This window comes from Rhizobium sp. 862_C5_N1_2 (assembly GCF_051811205.1).
Lineage (GTDB): Bacteria > Pseudomonadota > Alphaproteobacteria > Rhizobiales > Rhizobiaceae > Rhizobium > Rhizobium leguminosarum.
Genome location: NZ_JBPWPT010000001.1, coordinates 2,045,197 through 2,061,403, shown reverse-complemented (window position 1 = coordinate 2,061,403; position 16,207 = coordinate 2,045,197). Strand labels below are relative to the sequence as shown.

Here is a 16,207-nt window from a genome sequence, read left to right as displayed (position 1 = left end):
ACTGAGGGGCGTCGCGACGCCCCTCAGTCTGACATCAGGCGGTAAGCTTGAGACCGGCGATGCCGGCGACGATCAAAGTGATGCAGGCAAGACGGGAGACACTTGCCTCATCGCCGAGCAGCCAGATGCCGAGAAATACGGTGCCGACCGTGCCGATGCCGGTCCAGACCGCATAGGCGGTGCCGATCGGCAGGTGCTTCACCGCCAGGCCGAGCAGCACGATGCTCACCACCATGGATATGACGGTCAGCGCCGTCGGCAGCGGCCGCGTGAAACCATCGGTATATTTAAGGCCGATTGCCCAGCCACATTCAAAAAGACCGGCGAGAAAAAGCAGAAACCAGGCCATGCGACTCTCCTTGTTCAAGAGCGAGGCCGTCCCCGCGACAGTTGCATCCTGGAGGATGCCGCAGTCGTCTGCGATAACGCCTATATGCGTGAGGCGGCGGCGGTGTTCAAGGTCGGAATCGGCACGGCTGCCATGCCACCCGTTTCTTGCGGGCTTGGGAGCCGGATCAGGATTGCCCGCCAGCCTCGGCGGAAAGGCTCTTGGCGCGGCGGCAGAGGCGATCGAAGGTTTCGAGGAAGCGTGAACGGTCTTTCGGGCTGAAGGCGGCGTTGTAGCCCTTGCTCTCGCCGGTTTCACGCAAGTGCGCGCCGAGATCGCGCATGGCGCTCGCCATGCCGATATTGGTCTCGTCGAAGACGCGCCCTGTGGGTCCGCTGACGAAGGCGCTAGCGGCGACACAGCGTACGGCAAGCGGCACATCGGCGGTGACGACAACATCGCCCGCACCGGCTCGTTCGGCGATCCAGTTGTCGGCGGCGTCAAAGGCGTTGGAGACGATGACGTTGTGGATCATCGGATCGCGCGAGGGGCGCAGGCCGGAATTGGCCACGAAGGTGACTTCGAGGCCGAGACGTTCGGCCACCTTCAGGATTTCCGGCTTCACCGGGCAGGCATCGGCGTCGACATAGATCAAAGGCTGTTTACCTCATTCAATGCCGACGCCTGATACGCGCGGATTACTCGCGAGTCCAGATTTCGCTCGCAACCTTTTCCGAGCCGCCATAGGTCCAGACACCCTGCCAGCTGCCGTCCGGCTGCTCGAAATACATGGCGATGCCGAAATTCTCCTTGGAGACGTAGCCGACGGAGATCGCCGTATCCTCGTCGCTTGCCGGACCCATTTCGAAACGATCGCCGCTGAATTTTGCGCCGAGGCCGGTGCCGATCGACTCGTTCTTGCCGATCATCCAGTCGACGATATAGGTCTCGCCGTTGCGAAGCACCTTGACGGTGCCCTGATATTTGCTGCCGTCCTCGCTGGTGCCAGCGACCTTGTAGGAACCTGTGGGGTCCGCAAATGCAATGGCGGGCAGTAACACAAATGCACAGGCCGAAATAATAGTCCGAAAAATCATAGGGCCCCCCTTTTGGCGAAGCACGATTGCCAAGCACCGAAGCGGTAACATGAAAGGGCTTCACACTTGGTGAAGCCCTCTGCAGATCAGGCCCGTTATTTTTGGGGTATCGAGCGGTTTTACTTCAAGCCCGCAGTCTTTGTGTCATGCATTAGTACACCACGACGCCGCGGATGCTTTTGCCTGAATGCATCAGCTCGAAGCCCTTGTTGATGTCTTCGAGCGGCATGGTGTGGGTGATCATCGGATCGATCTGGATCTTGCCCTGCATGTACCATTCGACGATCTTCGGCACGTCGGTGCGGCCGCGCGCGCCGCCGAAAGCCGTGCCCATCCAGTTGCGGCCGGTGACCAGTTGGAACGGACGGGTGGAGATTTCCTGGCCGGCGCCGGCCACGCCGATGATAACCGACTTGCCCCAGCCGCGATGGCTGGCTTCCAGTGCCTGGCGCATCACCTTGGTGTTGCCGGTGCAGTCGAAGGTGTAGTCAGCGCCACCGATCAGGTCGCCGTTGCGTTTGGTCAGGTTGACGAGGTAAGGCACGATGTCGTCACCGACCTCCTTCGGATTGACGAAATGGGTCATGCCGAATTTCTCGCCCCATGCCTTGCGGTCAGGGTTGATATCGACGCCGATGATCATGTCGGCACCGGCAAGACGCAGGCCCTGAAGCACGTTGAGACCGATGCCGCCGAGACCGAAGACGATCGCCGTGGCGCCGATCTCCACCTTGGCGGTATTGATGACCGCACCGATGCCGGTCGTCACGCCGCAGCCGATGTAGCAGATCTTGTCGAACGGCGCGTCGGGATTGACCTTGGCAAGGGCGATCTCCGGCAGCACGGTGAAGTTCGAAAAAGTCGAGCACCCCATATAGTGGTGGATCTTGTCCTTGCCGATCGAAAAGCGGCTCGTTCCGTCCGGCATCAGCCCCTGGCCCTGGGTAGCGCGGATCGAGGTGCAGAGATTGGTCTTGCGGGAAAGGCAGGAATAGCACTCGCGGCATTCCGGGGTGTAGAGCGGAATGACATGGTCGCCCTTCTTGACCGAGGTGACGCCGGAGCCGACATCGACGACGATGCCGGCACCCTCATGGCCGAGAATGGCCGGAAACAGGCCTTCAGGATCGGCGCCCGACAGGGTGAAATCGTCGGTGTGGCAGATGCCCGTCGCCTTGACCTCGACCAGCACTTCGCCGGCCCGCGGCCCTTCCAGCTGCACGGTCATCACTTCCAGCGGTTTTCCGGCCTGAACGGCAACGGCGGCGCGAACGTCCATCTTCACATCTCCCTGTCGATTTTTGTTGGTTCCCAGCTGATTTATCGGGCTGAGCTTGGCATGGTCGGCGAACTCGGCTCAAGCGAAAACGGCCGGTCGCCCGGTCTTTTCCTCTCAGGCGAATTCCATGATCACGGCATCGACGGCCAGGCTTTCGCCGGCCGCGGCATTGATCTTCGAGATGACGAGATCGCGGTCGGCGCGCAGCACGTTTTCCATCTTCATCGCTTCGACGATCGCAAGCGTCTCACCGGCCTTGACCTCCTGGCCCTCGGCAACCGCGATGGCGACGACGAGGCCAGGCATCGGGCAGAGCAGGAGCTTGGAGGTATCGGGCGGCAGTTTCACCGGCATCAGCCTGTCGAGCTCGGCATGACGCGGCGAAAAGACCTTGGTAATCACTGAAAGCCCCTGCCAGTCGATACGCAACCCGTTCAGAACGGGGCGAATCTGCGCGGTGATGTCGCGACCGCCGACCTTGCCGCTCCAGACAGGATCCCCCGGTCTCCAATCGGTGACAACACTCTTGCTCTCGCCCTCTATCGCCCCCTCGATCGCGATGTCCATATCGAAGGGGATAGTGACGAGGCCGTCGAGCAATCTTGCAGCGACGTGGTTGTCGCCGATCTTGACCACCCATTCCTCGCGCAGCGCGCCCGATGCGGCGCGCAGACGATCGGCGAAACGTTCGCGGCGGTTTGTCTCGATCAGCGAGGCGGAGAGGGCGATGCCGGCAAGCACGGCTTCTTCCGCCGGGTCCGGTTTCATCGGCGCAAAACCATCGGGATATTCCTCGGCGATGAAGCCTGTGGACAGCCGGCCCTCGCGCCAGCGCGGATGTTTCATCAGCGCCGACAGGAAAGGCACATTGTGCTCGATGCCATCGACGACGAAGCCGTCGAGCGCCCGGCCCATGGCGTCGATCGCCTCGGGCCGGGTCGGCGCCCAGGTGCAGAGCTTGGCGATCATCGGATCGTAGTACATCGAAATCTCGGCACCCTCGAAGACGCCGGTATCGTTGCGGATAACGACATTGCCGGTCCTGCCTTCCGCCGGCGGGCGGTAACGCGTCAGGCGGCCGATCGAGGGCAGGAAGTTGCGGTAGGGATCTTCGGCATAGAGCCGGCTCTCAATCGCCCAGCCGTCGAGCCTGATGTCCTCCTGAGCAAAGGGAAGGGGCTCTCCGGCTGCCACCCGGATCATCTGCTCGACGAGATCGATACCGGTGACGAGTTCGGTCACGGGATGCTCGACCTGCAGGCGGGTGTTCATTTCTAGGAAATAGAAATTGCGGTCGCGGTCGACGATGAATTCGACGGTGCCGGCGCTCTGGTAATCGACGGCCTTCGCCAACGCCACCGACTGTTCGCCCATGGCCTTACGGGTGGCTTCATCGAGGAAGGGCGAGGGCGCCTCTTCCGCGACCTTCTGGTTCCGCCGCTGGATCGAGCATTCGCGCTCGCCGAGATAGACGACGTTGCCATGCGCGTCGGCCAGCACCTGGATCTCGATATGGCGCGGCTCGACGACGAACTTCTCGATGAAGACGCGGTCGTCGCCGAAGGAGCTTTTTGCCTCCGAGCGGGCGCGCTCGAAGCCGTCACGCACATCAGCCTTGTTCCAGGCGATGCGCATGCCCTTGCCGCCGCCACCCGCCGACGCCTTGATCATGACAGGATAGCCGATCTCGCCAGCGATCACTTCCGCATGGGCGGCATCTTCGATGATGCCGAGATGGCCCGGCACGGTGGAGACACCGGCGGCATTGGCGAATTTCTTCGATTCGATCTTGTCGCCCATCGCCATGATGGCCTTCGGCTTCGGGCCGATGAAGACGATGCCCTGCTTTTCGAGTTCAGCGCAGAAGGAGGCGCGTTCGGAGAGGAAGCCGTAACCGGGGTGGACGGCCTCGGCCCCCGTCGCCTTGCAGGCGGCGATGATCTTTTCGGCGACGAGATAACTCTCCGACGCCGCCGCCGGGCCGATATGCACAGCCTCGTCAGCCATCTCGACATGCAGCGCGTCCCGATCCGCATCCGAATAGACCGCGACGGTCAGAATCCCCATGCGGCGCGCAGTCTTGATCACGCGGCAGGCAATTTCGCCGCGATTCGCGATCAGGATTTTCTTGAACATGGAGACTCCACCCAGAAATGCATCCCGGAGTTTTACGCACAAAACACCGGAACGCACAATCAGGCTTGCGGAGCGTCAGGCGACGGCAGCTTCGGAGACAGGTTCCTCGTCGACGATGCGCAGCCAGCGGCTGCGACGCGGCTCGGCATAATCGCGCAGCTCGACGGCAGCCATGATCCCCGCCCAGTGCGGATGATTGGCGCCGGACAGCGTTGCCTGCTCGATCTGCTGGAGAACGCCGTATTCGACCGACGAGACGGGGATGATGCCGCCTTCGGCGACGCTTCTGAAGATGCGCATTGCGTAGTCGACGTCCTGGCGGGTGATGCCCCGGCGATCGATGGCGCGCGACAGCTTGTAGCCACCGATATTGTCGGTGATCGCCACACGAAGCTGATCGAGGGCAAGCGCTCTCAACTCAACTGGGACATCGGTCGAAATCTCCATAACGTGGAGAATGAGCTCGAGCTCGAGCGCCGAGTTGACGACACCATTGGTCGTGAACATGCGCATGATCCAGGCGACGTTGATTTCATCCAGCGAGCCCTGCGGATAGGTGTAATGGACGATGAAACCGGCGAGCTGCTCCACGAAGAAAGCGTTCCAGTCGGCACATTTTTCAGGGCAGGAATTGTTGAGCGCCAACATCGCCACGACGTCGTCGGATGTCCGGATACCCTCCGGAAAACTATGTTTGCGCAGCAGTACTATATCTTCGGCCGTCAGCCGATGCTTGCCGGCCACGACACAGGCCGGAAAAGCGAGACGAAATTCGCTCATGTTTTAACTCCAGGCTTCATCATGAAACCGGAGACAGTTTTAGCGCCTGCGAATTGACGATCCCTCAAGAAGAGGAGTTAATCTGATATTCCCGAGGTCAGGAAGATTTTAACGTTTGCGCCTGCAGCCGCTCGCGCCAGATGATGAAAAGGCCTGATGCAACGATGATGAAGATGCCGATCCATTTGGAAAAGCTCGGGAAATCGTTGAACAACGCATAGCCGAGAACGGTCGCCGAGATAATCTCGAAGTACTGGAACGGCGCAAGCAGCGACAGCGGAGCGAGGCGGAAAGCCCGGACCACGAGCATATGCGCATATCCCGAGATCGAGCCGAGGGCGAGAAGCAGGATAAGGCCGAGACCGGAGGAGGGCAGAGAGACGGCAAAATCGGCATTGCCGAAACTGTTTCCGACGAAAAGCGCAGCCGCCATGAAGATCGTTCCGCCGATGCCGGCCATCGTCTGCATGGTCAGCGGCGAATCGGCCTCGCCAATGGCGCGGTTGAGGAAGAGATAGAGCGAGAACAGAAAGGCGCAGGCGACCGGGAGCAGCGCCTTCAGCCCGAAGATCTCGTAGCTTGGCTGAATGACGATCATTGCGCCGCCGAAGCCGACGATGATCGCCATCCAGCGCCGCCAGCCGACCTTGTCGCCGAGAAACAGTGCCGACATCGCGGTCAGCATGAAGGGCTCGACGAAATAGATGGCGAAGACATCGGCGAGCGGCATGTATTTGACGGCGACGAAGAAAAGCAGGCTCGCAGCGCCATGCAGCACGCCGCGCAGCAGATTCATCCATGGCCGTTTGGCCGAAAGCGCCTTAAGCCCGAAGAGGGCGAAAAGAATCGGCAGGGTACAGGCGATCTGAAAGAAGAATCGGTAGAAGGTCACCTGGCCCGGCGACATCGCCTCGAAGGTCGCCATGTATTTGGCGATCGCATCCATGGTCGGCAGGATGAGCATGGCGCCGGACATGATGGCCATGCCCTGCAGGGAATTTTGATGGGGCTCTGACATGGCTGCTGATTCTTGCGAGGATGACGCCATCAATCACGGGAAAGCCAGGCAATCAAGCCAAGCAACCGCAAATAGCTTCGAGGTGAAATCGAAATCATCGCTTAGAGAGCGTTTCCCTGAAGGGAAATGGTGCGGTCGAGAAGACTCGAACTTCCACGGGTTGCCCCACAGCGACCTCAACGCTGCGCGTCTACCAATTCCGCCACGACCGCATCGTGGTAGGTGCCGATTTGCGTCGGCGGGGCAGCATGTAGCAAAAGCATCTGGGGTGCACAAGGGCGATATGACAGTTTTTTTGAAAACCGCTCACAGCATTTGAATTGGCCCCGAAACAGGTCCATATAGCTGTCCTGCCGCCCCCTTTTCGCAGGCATTTCGGGGAGAGCGGCAAGGAATGACCATGCTTCGCACCGATCTCGAATTCTCTATGCTTCCCCGACTCGGAACCCGGCCGGTACGCTGGCGCATCGCCGATGGCCTCGTTCCCTATGAGGAGGCGGTGGAGACGATGGAGCGCGAGGTGGCGGTGATATCAGATGGCGGCGATGAACTCGTCTGGCTCGTCGAACATCCGCCGCTCTATACTGCCGGCACCAGCGCCAATGCGAGGGACCTCGTCCAGCCGAACCGGTTTCCGGTCTTTGCGACAGGGCGTGGCGGTGAATATACCTATCATGGACCCGGCCAGCGCGTCGCCTATGTCATGCTCGACCTGAAAAGGCGGCGCCAGGACGTGCGCGCCTTTGTCGCTGCCCTTGAAGATGTCGTCATCCGCACGCTCGACATGATGAATGTCCGCGGTGAGCGACGTGAAGATCGCGTCGGCGTCTGGGTGCGCCGGCCGGAAAAGCCGTTGCTGGCCGATGGGACGATGGCCGAGGACAAGATCGCCGCTCTCGGCATAAGGCTGCGGAAATGGGTGACCTTCCACGGACTGTCGCTCAACGTCGATCCGGATCTTGATCATTTCGGCGGCATCGTGCCCTGCGGGATATCAGCCTATGGCGTGACCAGCCTCGTCGATCTTGGCCTGCCTGTGATGATGGCTGATGTCGATATCCGGCTGCGCACGGCCTTCGAAGCGGTTTTCGGGGAAACGATGGGAGAAACCTGACCCTTTGGGGAACGGCTCGCCGAGCGTCTAGAGATGGATTGAAAAAGAGAAGGGCCGGTTTCCGGCCCTTTCTTTTATCGGATCAATGGGTTGCGCGGCATGCTTCAGTGCGGGAAGCGCCGCTGTCGGCACCCTTGGTATGGGAGCCCTTCGGGCCGATCATGCTATGGCATGGGGGCAGCGGCGTGATGCTGGCCGTTGCGGTCTTGTCGACGGCAGGGGCTGCCATGGCGCTCGGTGCGAAGCCGTCGCTGTCATTGGTGTAGTCGCTGGAATAGGACGGAGCCTTGCGGCTGCTGTAGTGCACTGGGGCCGGCTTCGAGGTGGGGCTCGGCGCGAAGCCGTCGCTGTCGTTGGTGTAGTCGTCGGAATAGGTCGGCTGGGCGAAGGCAGCGCCTGCAAGGCTGACGGCGAACAGGGACGCGGCAAGGGCAAATTTGATGCGCATGGGTCTATCTCCTCAATCTGCTGTTGAATTCCACAACATAAACTAACCCCCGGCACACACGAGTTCGCGCCCCAATTCAGGCAATTTTGTGATAATATGGCGACGCACCCGCGACCTTTTGTCCAAATGAAATCACAGTGTTGTCAACGAAATTGACGTTCGCGTGACAGAAGCCGCCTAACAAAAATAGGCGATTGGTGTCACGAATAAGACAGCTGGTGCTGCAATCGTAAATTGTTAACTTTTGGTAATATTGGGAAAGATCACCAACGGCAGGCGGCAGCCCGCCTTCGGTTGGTGATCTGCGCCTTGGGCGTGGAAGTCAGTCGTCGTTCGGGATATGCGCATCGACACCGGTCAGCTGCAGTTTGTTGCGGACATGATGGACGCCATCGACCGAAAGCGCGCCGAGTTCGACCTTGCGAGCGATGCCGATCGTCTCCACCGACCCTTCCAGGGTGACGACGTGACCATCTGCATGAACCTCGATGCTGTCGATGTCGACCTCAGGAATGTTTTCGAGATTGTCGTTCACCCGCGCTTCGAGATCGTCGCTTTCATCGCGGTCGATCGTATCGGCGCGCAGCGAATCCTTCAGGCGATTCTCGTTGCCGTCCTCATCCGTGCCATCGACCCGGAAGCCCTTGTTGGGATCGCTGTCGAAATTGGCTGCGGTCTCGCCATAAGGGCGGTTGGCGGGGTCGGCGCCGCTGCCGTCGGCATAGGGCCAGCCGTCGTCGAGATTGCGCTCTTCGAGGTCGCGATAATCTTCCTCCCGGGAAAGCTCAGGCTTTTCCCGGGAAATCGGGGGCTTGTCACCGATTCTTGCCATTGCAGTCGCTCCTTGTTTCTTTGCTGGAAACGCCGGCAACGGCGAATGGTTCGGCATGGACGGCGATTTGTCGGCCGTGATTGTCAGCCCTGGGCCTTCTCCCATTTTTTCACGAGACGGTCGCGTTTCAGCCGTGAGAGGCGCTGTAGCCAGAAAATGCCGTCGAGCTGGTCAACCTCGTGCTGAATGCAGATGGCAAGGAAATCTTCGGCACCGTCCTCGTGCATGGCGCCCTCGGCATCCTGATAGCGGAAGCGGATCGCCCGCGGGCGCGTGACCTCGTCGGTCGCACCGGGCATGGAGACGCTGCCTTCGGTATGGCTAATCGTCTCCTTCGAAAACCAGGTGATATGAGGATTGACGTAGAGGCGCACGCCGTCGGCCTTGTCGAGTTCCAGCACGGTGACACGGTTGAAGACACCGATATGGGCGGCGGTGATACCGACGCCGGGGGCAGCGCGCATCGTCACCAGCAGGTCGTCGGCAAGCGCGGCGAGCGAGGAATCAAAGGCCGTCACCGGTGCGCAGACAGTCTTCAGGCCCGGATGTGGATAGCGCAAAATTGGACGGATGGGCATGGGGCAGGCTTCCTCTGCTTGGACGGGTGAGGAAACTATCGCCGGCCACGAGCATTGTCATCACGAAGCGCAGTTTGCCGCTTTACGACACGGGTGCTTTGGGCTAGCAGGGGCCAAGAATTCCGGCTGCGGGAGCCTCGCGCAGGATTCGCTTATCCGCTTGTTGATAATGTGTTTTCAGCCGACATTTGCGAATGCGGCGCGGCAGTCGTTGAAATTCGAACCAGATGCGAGGGCGGCAGATGACGACGACCGATGAGGAAGACCGAATCCGCAGGCGTCCCGATGACGAGGACGCTGATATCTACGACGAGGACGGCAATGTCCGCAGCGATTTCCTGGCGCTCGTCGGTGCTGCGATCGCCGATCGCGACACGCTGTTCCTGCGTCAGAACGTTGCTCGCCTGCATGAATCGGAAATAGGCGACCTGTTGGAATCGATCCAGCCGGATCAGCGCCTGGCGCTGGTGCGCCTGCTCGGCGACGATTTCGACATGACGGCGCTGACCGAGGTCGACGAGGCGATCCGCCGCGAGATCGTCGACCAGATGCCGAACGCGCAGATCGCCGCCGCGATCGGCGAGCTCGATTCGGACGATGCCGTCTACATTCTCGAGGACCTCGACAAGGAAGACCGGGAGGAAATCCTTGCCCAGCTGCCGTTTACCGAACGGGTGCGGCTGCGCCGGGCGCTCGACTATCCCGAAAGCTCGGCCGGGCGCCGCATGCAGACGGAATTCGTCGCCGTGCCGCCGTTCTGGACAGTCGGCCAGACGATCGACTACATGCGCGACGAGGAGGATCTGCCCTATTCCTTCTCGCAGATCTTCGTCATCGATCCGACCTTCAAGCTGCTCGGCGCCGTCGATCTCGACCAGATCCTGCGCACCAAGCGGCAGACGAAGATCGAGCAGATCATGCGCGAGACCAACCATCCGGTTCCGGCCGAGATGGACCAGGAGGAGGCGGCCCAGCTCTTCGAGCAGTACGACCTTCTCTCGGCTGCCGTCGTCGACGAAAACGGCCGGCTGGTCGGCGTGCTGACCATCGACGATGTCGTCGACGTCATCCACGAGGAGGCGGACGAAGACATCAAGCGCCTCGGCGGCGTCGGCGACGAAGAGCTGTCGGACAATGTGCTGTCGACGGTGCGTTCGCGCTTCCTGTGGCTTTTGATCAATCTCGGCACGGCGATGCTGTCGGCAAGCGTCATCGGCCTGTTCGACGCCTCGATCGAGAAGATGATCGCGCTCGCGGTGCTGATGCCGATCGTCGCCTCGATGGGCGGCAATGCCGGTACGCAGACGATGACGGTGACGGTGCGCGCGCTCGCCACTCGCGATCTCGACATCTACAATGCCGGCCGCATCATCCGCAGGGAGGCGGGTGTCGGCATCTTGAACGGCATCGTCTTTGCGACGATCATGGGCGCGATCGCCGGTACCTGGTTCCACGACTACCAGCTCGGCGGGGTGATTGCGGCGGCGATGATCATCAATCTGATAGCGGCAGCCCTTGCCGGCATCCTGCTGCCGCTGCTGCTCGACAAGATGGGGGCCGACCCGGCGATCGCCTCTTCCGTCTTCGTCACGACGGTGACGGACTGCACCGGCTTCTTCGCCTTTCTCGGCATCGCCACATGGTGGTTCGGCATCTGAACCGCCAAAAATTGACTATTACGTAAAAGTCAATATTATCGTCTGTCCGACGACGGGGAACACATGCCGGTGAACAAGTTTTATAGCATAACGGAGCTGACGCGCGAATTCGGGGTCTCGACGCGCACGCTCCGCTTCTACGAGGACGAGGGACTGATCCATCCGGAGCGGCGCGGGCGCACCCGTCTGTTCCGGCAAGCCGACCGGCGGCTCATCGCCGAAATCCTCCGCGGCCGGCGCATCGGTTTCACCATCGCCGAAATCCGTGAGATCATCCAGGTCTACAAGGAGCCGCCGGGCGAACTCGGCCAGCTGAAGCTCCTGATGAAGCGCGTCGACGAGAAGCGCGACGACCTGCGCCAGAAGCGCAAGGATATCGACGACACGCTGGCGGAACTCGACGCTATCGAAGAGACCTGCCTCGGCCGCCTCGCCGAAATCGGCGTCACCACCTGATCACGCGCCGTATTGTCGGCGAATTCATTCAGCCTCGGCGCTGCATTCGGCGGCAATGGTCTGGACCCGCTCGTCGTTCTGTATATCGATCGTGCCCGCCTGAAGCGGCGTGAACAGGGCCTGCGCCTGCAATTTCTCCTGCGTGCACCGGCAGAAGCTGCGGCAGAGCGCTTCGCCTTGCTGCATGACGCAAGAGGCGTTGCATTGCCTTAGGTAAGTCGCAACCGGATCCGGCGCCTGCGGTGGGACGACGAGGGACAGCCCATAGGCGATAGCGATCAACACCGGCTGGTGGATGAGGTAAAAGGCAAGGCTGTGGCGGCCAAGCCTTGCCGGCCACCAGGAGCCGGTGCCAATGGCGGCAAGCCGGTGCAGCAGCCGGGTTCTGATGGCGATCGAGGCGATGCTCAATCCAGCGAAGAAGGGCGTTGCCCAGGGAAATAGCGGCACGTAGTCGTTGGACCGTTCCGGCATCACCGCAAGGCCGATCCAGGCGAGATATCGGGGATCGAAGAAGGATGAGCGCAGCAGGCCGGGCGGGCCGAAATTGTCGGTGATCCAGGCGGCAAAGAGCGCGAGCGTGGCGATGAGGGTGAGGGCCAGCGGCAGTCTCAAGAAAACAATGCCGATGAGCGCGAGCACCGCGATACAATGCAGGATGCCGAAGTAGATCCACTCGTCCGGCACCGCGATGCGCGTGGCGATCGAGATCACCGCGGCTGCCGCGGCAATCATGCCGAAGCGCTTCCAGAAGGAGGGCCAGCGAATCTCGGGCTTGCTCGACAGCACCAGGCTGATGCCGACGATGAAGAGAAAAGTCGTGGCGATCGCCCGGGCATAGATCTTCAGCCAGCCGGTCTCGGCCGTGCCCGGCGCGAGATAGCCCATGAACTCCATGTCCCAGCTGAAATGGTAGCTCGCCATGGCGATCAGCGCGACGCCGCGCGCCGTATCCAATAGACCGATGCGCGGTGGCCTTGCCGCCGCATCGGTTTCCGTTGCCGGCAATGTCATCAAAGTCCCTCGGGCAAATCACGTCCGTCGCTCGACGGCATATCGCGGCGAATAGCAGAAAGGTGGAGATTTGATGGCGGGCCGGCATCCATGATCGCCAGTCGCGCCTCCGAGAAGAATTGCCGCCGTGCCAGCACGAAGATGACGATCGCCGTCGTCATCATGAAGACATAAGGGTTGATGAACCAGCCGAGATAACCAATCGACAGGAAGATCGCCCTGAGGCCCTCGTTGAAATTGCTGCCGGCAATGACATTCATGCGGATGACGCGTTCGGCGGCCCGCTCGGCGGCGATGATGTCGCGCTCGCTGTCGCGCATCATCGGGATCGAGCCGAAGAGAATGGTGCAATAGTTGAAGAGCCGGTAGGACCAGCCGAACTTGAAGAAGGCATAGCCGAAAAGCGCTGCCAGCCCGCCGACCTTCATCTCGAAGACGGCATGGCCGCCATGGAAGACGAAGGGCAGGTCGGCGAAGACGGCGTCGACCTTCTCCGTCGCGCCGAGCAAAGCAAAGCAGCTGCCGATCGCGAAGATCGACGTCGAAGCGAAGAAGGCGGTGCCGTTCTGCAGGCCGGCCATGATCTGCGTGTCGATCATCTTCAGGTCGCGGCGCAGCGAATTATAGATCCACTCCCGGCGCCGTTCGGTCATCGCATGGGTGAGGCTGGTGCGTCCGAAGAAGGCACGGCCATGCAGCAGCCAGGAATAGGCCACCCAGACCCAGGCAAAGAAAGCCAGAGCGATATAGTCCGCCGTCGTCATCAGTGATCCAGTCTCCGCATGAATGCGGCCAGTATGCCGCAAGTTGGATTTTGCCGCATGGCCGAGTTGGGCGGCTTGACGCGGGCTTTTGGCCATGCGGCAGTTCGGCATAATCGAGTCGTCGGGAAACGACGAGGCTTGGTGGATAGCCGACCGGCATCTTCTGGACCTAAATGTAGCAATGCGGTGATCCGTCAGCTTGGAGATTCGGGGCGGGACCCAAAGAAGAAGAAGAAGAAGAAGAAGAGGACAGTGCTACCCCTCTAGCGCCTCAATCATCTCCACCCGCGTTGCATGCCGGCCGCCTTCGAACTGGGCGGTCAGGAACGCATCCACGATATCGAGCGCCAGCCCTTCGCCCACCACGCGGACGCCAATCGATAGCATGTTGGCATCGTTGTGTTGGCGGATCATGCGGGCTGAGAATGTGTCGACGCAGACGCCGCATCGGATGCCCTTTACCTTGTTCGCCGCCATCATGATGCCCTGGCCGGTGCCGCATAGGATGATGCCAAACCGGCAATCGCCGGAGGCGACGAGACGCGCGGCCGCTTCGCCGTGCTTAGGATAGTGTGTGCTCTCCGGCGTTGTCGGCCCGATATCGACCACTATCCAGCCTTGCGCCGCGATATGACCGGCAATGGCCTGCCGGAGCTGAATGGCGGCGTGGTCGCTGGAGAGGGCGATGCGGTTGGTGGCTGTCATGGAGAAGCGGTCCCGATTTCCAAAGCAATTTGCCGTCTTGAAGATGCACCCTAGCGCATCAGTCCGAAAATCGGAATCGATTATCGGAAAGCGCCATGCGGGGATTGAAAGAGTTAGAGCGGCGCGATCTTTCAGATCCGCTCCTCGCGCTTGAGGCCTTTGTTTTACGCATGTCGCTGTCGGAAAACCGCTGCACAGTTTTGCGCGACATGCTTTAGCGTAACGCCAGTCTAGAGGTGCACGGGCAGGGCACCGCGTTAACCGCTTGTAAAGTCGTGATAGCCAATTGTTCAGGACTGAAAACCTGATTCAAAAGTGACCCATGAGCCGGCCGGATTACATTCCCAGTCTCGATGGCCTGCGCGGTGTCGCTGCGCTTCTGGTCGTTGAAGCCCATATTGGCTTTATCTTTCCAATCACAGCGCCGCATCTCGTGACGCTGGGCGACGAAGCTGTCGGTTTGTTTTTTGCTCTCAGTGGCTTCCTGATGGCTCATCTCTATGGTTCACGGCCGGTGACGAGAGAAAACGTGTTGGATTTTCTTGTGAGCCGCTTTGCTCGCATCTATCCGGTTTACCTGGCGGCGGTCGTTTTCGTGGCGATGCTGTCGATCATGCAAAATCTGCATTTTGTTCAGCCTATCGTTGGCGTCACAGATTTTGTGCGTCATGTCTTTCTTCTCGGCTCGAGTGGTGTTTTCTGGTCAATACCACCCGAGATCCAATTCTATCTGCTCTTTCCTGTCCTGTGGCTTTGCTTGGCCCGACCGCACCGCTATAGCGGCGTGATTGTTGGCCTCACGGTGGTCGTCGTCGTGGATGGCCTGGTTGAATTGCCAGGCCCGGGAATAATGCTCGTCTCCAAGCTTCCTTACTTTCTTTTCGGCGCAATTGCCGGGATGATGCATTCCCATTGGAATAGATGGAATCCATCTGCCCTCACAGGAATTTTAACGCTTTTCCTTCTGGCGGTGTTCTTCACTTACAGGCATGTCTCGTCGGGCTTTACCCCTGAATTTTGGAGCCTGCAAAGTGCGGTGGCCGCGGCCGTCATTGTCGGGCTCGTCGCTCGACAGCCACCCATCGCTGCACATGTCCTGGCAGCTGGGCCGGTGCGGTTTCTAGGGAGGATCAGCTTTTCACTTTACCTTTTCCATGTGCCCATAATGTTCCTGACGCGTCTGACTTTTGATGCCTTGATGCCAGAACCGGCGCTCATCGTGGTGACGCTTTTCGTTGCGGCAATCGGGGCATGGTTCATCCACGAGACGATCGAGGTTCCCGGCCGGCGGCGGCTGGTCCAGCTATGGCAGGATAATCGCTTGCGGATGGTTTCGCGCGAAACTCCGGCTGGTCAAATGGACCGCGCGATCCTCAACCTGCAAGAGATCGAAAAGCGCCTGCTGAGCGGCGCAACTTCAACCATGGCCGATCAACGACAAATCTCGACGACGCCCGAACCCGATGCCGTCGACGGCACGGTCATTCAGGATAATCGCAACGGGAAGCTTCGCGCATAGCGCTCAGCTGAGTTCTTGGGCGAGTCCGATGAGAAGCCCTTCAGGCCCGCGGATGTAGCAGAGCCGATATGTGTCTTAATAGTCCACTACGTCGCCTAAGAGCTGCGCGCCGCGCTTGCGGAGCCTTTCAAGCGTCTCATTGATGTCGTCTACGGTGAACATGACGCGGAGGTAGCCTAGAGCGTTCACCGGGGCATTGCGGTGATCCTCGACGACAGGCGGGGTGAGGAAGCGGGAGAGCTCGAGCCGGCTGTGGCCATCCGGCGTGCGCATCATGGCAATCTCGACATGCTGATCGCCCAGTCCAGTGACACGTCCGGCCCATTCTCCTTCGATCGTGGCCCGCCCTTCGAGCTCGAGGCCGAGTTCGCGAAAGAAATCAATCGTCACTCCGAGGTCTTCGACGACGATTCCGATGTTGTCCATCCGTTTGAGCGCCATAAGTCCAATCTCCCAATCTGCAAGGTGTCGTCTAGTCTAA

18 protein-coding genes, 1 tRNA gene and 1 pseudogene are annotated in these 16,207 nt (G+C 60.3%); 5 read left to right on the top strand and 15 right to left on the bottom strand.

Translation table 11 applies throughout. The annotated features are described in order from the left end of the window. Positions 1 to 34 precede the first annotated feature (34 nt). From sugE to ACD590_RS10425, 8 genes are all read right to left on the bottom strand, one after another. On the bottom strand, positions 35 to 349 hold the full coding sequence (gene sugE / locus ACD590_RS10460) for a quaternary ammonium compound efflux SMR transporter SugE (protein WP_018072208.1): 315 nt from the start codon (positions 347 to 349) through the stop codon (positions 35 to 37). A gap of 166 nt (positions 350 to 515) precedes the next feature. Further along, on the bottom strand, positions 516 to 983 hold the full coding sequence (locus ACD590_RS10455; RefSeq protein WP_018242145.1) for a YaiI/YqxD family protein: 468 nt from the start codon (positions 981 to 983) through the stop codon (positions 516 to 518). A gap of 43 nt (positions 984 to 1,026) precedes the next feature. Continuing rightward, the gene (locus ACD590_RS10450; protein WP_018242144.1) at positions 1,027 to 1,425 is read right to left on the bottom strand and encodes a hypothetical protein; all 399 of its coding nucleotides are present in this window, start codon (positions 1,423 to 1,425) and stop codon (positions 1,027 to 1,029) included. 151 nt (positions 1,426 to 1,576) lie between these two features. Continuing rightward, a complete protein-coding gene (locus ACD590_RS10445; RefSeq protein WP_018246033.1) occupies positions 1,577 to 2,704 on the bottom strand; it encodes an S-(hydroxymethyl)glutathione dehydrogenase/class III alcohol dehydrogenase in 1,128 nt (375 codons plus the stop codon). A gap of 114 nt (positions 2,705 to 2,818) precedes the next feature. Beyond that, entirely contained in the window at positions 2,819 to 4,840 is a 2,022-nt protein-coding gene (locus ACD590_RS10440) for an acetyl-CoA carboxylase biotin carboxylase subunit (RefSeq protein ID WP_130652459.1), read from the bottom strand. Between the two features lie 75 nt (positions 4,841 to 4,915). Next, positions 4,916 to 5,620 (bottom strand): hypothetical protein, encoded by a 705-nt coding sequence (locus ACD590_RS10435; protein WP_439002524.1) that lies wholly within the window; start codon positions 5,618 to 5,620, stop codon positions 4,916 to 4,918. A 97-nt stretch (positions 5,621 to 5,717) separates the two neighbouring features. Continuing rightward, complete coding sequence (locus ACD590_RS10430; protein WP_018242140.1) at positions 5,718 to 6,668, bottom strand: DMT family transporter; 951 nt, start codon at positions 6,666 to 6,668, stop codon at positions 5,718 to 5,720. Positions 6,669 to 6,765: 97 nt separating this feature from the next. Beyond that, positions 6,766 to 6,850, bottom strand: a tRNA-Leu gene (locus tag ACD590_RS10425). A 182-nt stretch (positions 6,851 to 7,032) separates the two neighbouring features. Between ACD590_RS10425 and lipB the strand changes: the two genes are divergently transcribed. Beyond that, entirely contained in the window at positions 7,033 to 7,752 is a 720-nt protein-coding gene (gene lipB / locus ACD590_RS10420) for a lipoyl(octanoyl) transferase LipB (RefSeq protein WP_130652458.1), read from the top strand. An 82-nt stretch (positions 7,753 to 7,834) separates the two neighbouring features. Here lipB and ACD590_RS10415 read toward each other — a convergent pair whose 3' ends face one another. The 3 genes from ACD590_RS10415 to ACD590_RS10405 form a co-directional block, all read right to left on the bottom strand. Further along, entirely contained in the window at positions 7,835 to 8,200 is a 366-nt protein-coding gene (locus ACD590_RS10415) for a hypothetical protein (protein WP_018242137.1), read from the bottom strand. A gap of 322 nt (positions 8,201 to 8,522) precedes the next feature. Further along, positions 8,523 to 9,032 carry a BON domain-containing protein gene (locus ACD590_RS10410; protein WP_130652457.1) on the bottom strand — a complete coding sequence of 170 codons (510 nt, stop codon included), beginning with the start codon at positions 9,030 to 9,032 and terminating at the stop codon, positions 8,523 to 8,525. Positions 9,033 to 9,115: 83 nt separating this feature from the next. Beyond that, complete coding sequence (locus ACD590_RS10405; RefSeq protein WP_112903218.1) at positions 9,116 to 9,610, bottom strand: peptide deformylase; 495 nt, start codon at positions 9,608 to 9,610, stop codon at positions 9,116 to 9,118. A gap of 242 nt (positions 9,611 to 9,852) precedes the next feature. On the opposite strand from ACD590_RS10405, the gene mgtE reads away from it, so the two are divergent. Together mgtE and ACD590_RS10395 are read left to right on the top strand one after the other, a co-directional pair. Continuing rightward, positions 9,853 to 11,268: a magnesium transporter gene (mgtE, locus tag ACD590_RS10400; protein WP_018242134.1), complete on the top strand. Its 1,416-nt coding sequence runs from the start codon at positions 9,853 to 9,855 to the stop codon at positions 11,266 to 11,268. Positions 11,269 to 11,331: 63 nt separating this feature from the next. Beyond that, positions 11,332 to 11,724, top strand: a complete 393-nt coding sequence (locus ACD590_RS10395) for a MerR family transcriptional regulator (protein ID WP_018242133.1) — start codon at positions 11,332 to 11,334, stop codon at positions 11,722 to 11,724. Between the two features lie 24 nt (positions 11,725 to 11,748). Here ACD590_RS10395 and ACD590_RS10390 read toward each other — a convergent pair whose 3' ends face one another. The 3 genes from ACD590_RS10390 to rpiB all read right to left on the bottom strand — a co-directional run bounded on the left by ACD590_RS10390 (position 11,749) and on the right by rpiB (position 14,207). Next, positions 11,749 to 12,738, bottom strand: a complete 990-nt coding sequence (locus ACD590_RS10390; RefSeq protein ID WP_439002523.1) for a heparan-alpha-glucosaminide N-acetyltransferase — start codon at positions 12,736 to 12,738, stop codon at positions 11,749 to 11,751. Next, entirely contained in the window at positions 12,738 to 13,502 is a 765-nt protein-coding gene (locus ACD590_RS10385; RefSeq protein WP_439002522.1) for a DUF599 domain-containing protein, read from the bottom strand. The genes ACD590_RS10390 and ACD590_RS10385 overlap by 1 nt, the downstream gene beginning before the upstream one ends. A 255-nt stretch (positions 13,503 to 13,757) precedes the next feature. Continuing rightward, complete coding sequence (gene rpiB / locus ACD590_RS10380; protein ID WP_168319105.1) at positions 13,758 to 14,207, bottom strand: ribose 5-phosphate isomerase B; 450 nt, start codon at positions 14,205 to 14,207, stop codon at positions 13,758 to 13,760. Positions 14,208 to 14,302: 95 nt separating this feature from the next. On the opposite strand from rpiB, the gene ACD590_RS10375 reads away from it, so the two are divergent. Next, complete coding sequence (locus ACD590_RS10375) at positions 14,303 to 14,425, top strand: hypothetical protein (protein ID WP_427148533.1); 123 nt, start codon at positions 14,303 to 14,305, stop codon at positions 14,423 to 14,425. A 104-nt stretch (positions 14,426 to 14,529) separates the two neighbouring features. Beyond that, complete coding sequence (locus tag ACD590_RS10370) at positions 14,530 to 15,726, top strand: acyltransferase family protein (protein ID WP_439002521.1); 1,197 nt, start codon at positions 14,530 to 14,532, stop codon at positions 15,724 to 15,726. A 3-nt stretch (positions 15,727 to 15,729) separates the two neighbouring features. Here ACD590_RS10370 and ACD590_RS10365 read toward each other — a convergent pair. Then, positions 15,730 to 16,167 (bottom strand): annotated as a pseudogene (locus ACD590_RS10365) (VOC family protein). Positions 16,168 to 16,207 lie beyond the last annotated feature (40 nt).

What these genes read in the sequence shown, in the direction of transcription:
- sugE (WP_018072208.1), bottom strand. Translation starts at nt 349, where the DNA reads ATGGCCTGGTTTCTGCTTTTTCTCGCCGGTCTTTTTGAATGTGGCTGG.
- ACD590_RS10450 (WP_018242144.1), bottom strand. Translation starts at nt 1,425, where the DNA reads ATGATTTTTCGGACTATTATTTCGGCCTGTGCATTTGTGTTACTGCCC.
- ACD590_RS10445 (WP_018246033.1), bottom strand. Translation starts at nt 2,704, where the DNA reads ATGGACGTTCGCGCCGCCGTTGCCGTTCAGGCCGGAAAACCGCTGGAA.
- ACD590_RS10440 (WP_130652459.1), bottom strand. Translation starts at nt 4,840, where the DNA reads ATGTTCAAGAAAATCCTGATCGCGAATCGCGGCGAAATTGCCTGCCGC.
- ACD590_RS10435 (WP_439002524.1), bottom strand. Translation starts at nt 5,620, where the DNA reads ATGAGCGAATTTCGTCTCGCTTTTCCGGCCTGTGTCGTGGCCGGCAAG.
- ACD590_RS10430 (WP_018242140.1), bottom strand. Translation starts at nt 6,668, where the DNA reads ATGGCGTCATCCTCGCAAGAATCAGCAGCCATGTCAGAGCCCCATCAA.
- lipB (WP_130652458.1), top strand. Translation starts at nt 7,033, where the DNA reads ATGACCATGCTTCGCACCGATCTCGAATTCTCTATGCTTCCCCGACTC.
- ACD590_RS10415 (WP_018242137.1), bottom strand. Translation starts at nt 8,200, where the DNA reads ATGCGCATCAAATTTGCCCTTGCCGCGTCCCTGTTCGCCGTCAGCCTT.
- ACD590_RS10410 (WP_130652457.1), bottom strand. Translation starts at nt 9,032, where the DNA reads ATGGCAAGAATCGGTGACAAGCCCCCGATTTCCCGGGAAAAGCCTGAG.
- ACD590_RS10405 (WP_112903218.1), bottom strand. Translation starts at nt 9,610, where the DNA reads ATGCCCATCCGTCCAATTTTGCGCTATCCACATCCGGGCCTGAAGACT.
- mgtE (WP_018242134.1), top strand. Translation starts at nt 9,853, where the DNA reads ATGACGACGACCGATGAGGAAGACCGAATCCGCAGGCGTCCCGATGAC.
- ACD590_RS10395 (WP_018242133.1), top strand. Translation starts at nt 11,332, where the DNA reads ATGCCGGTGAACAAGTTTTATAGCATAACGGAGCTGACGCGCGAATTC.
- ACD590_RS10390 (WP_439002523.1), bottom strand. Translation starts at nt 12,738, where the DNA reads ATGACATTGCCGGCAACGGAAACCGATGCGGCGGCAAGGCCACCGCGC.
- ACD590_RS10385 (WP_439002522.1), bottom strand. Translation starts at nt 13,502, where the DNA reads ATGACGACGGCGGACTATATCGCTCTGGCTTTCTTTGCCTGGGTCTGG.
- rpiB (WP_168319105.1), bottom strand. Translation starts at nt 14,207, where the DNA reads ATGACAGCCACCAACCGCATCGCCCTCTCCAGCGACCACGCCGCCATT.
- ACD590_RS10375 (WP_427148533.1), top strand. Translation starts at nt 14,303, where the DNA reads ATGCGGGGATTGAAAGAGTTAGAGCGGCGCGATCTTTCAGATCCGCTC.
- ACD590_RS10370 (WP_439002521.1), top strand. Translation starts at nt 14,530, where the DNA reads ATGAGCCGGCCGGATTACATTCCCAGTCTCGATGGCCTGCGCGGTGTC.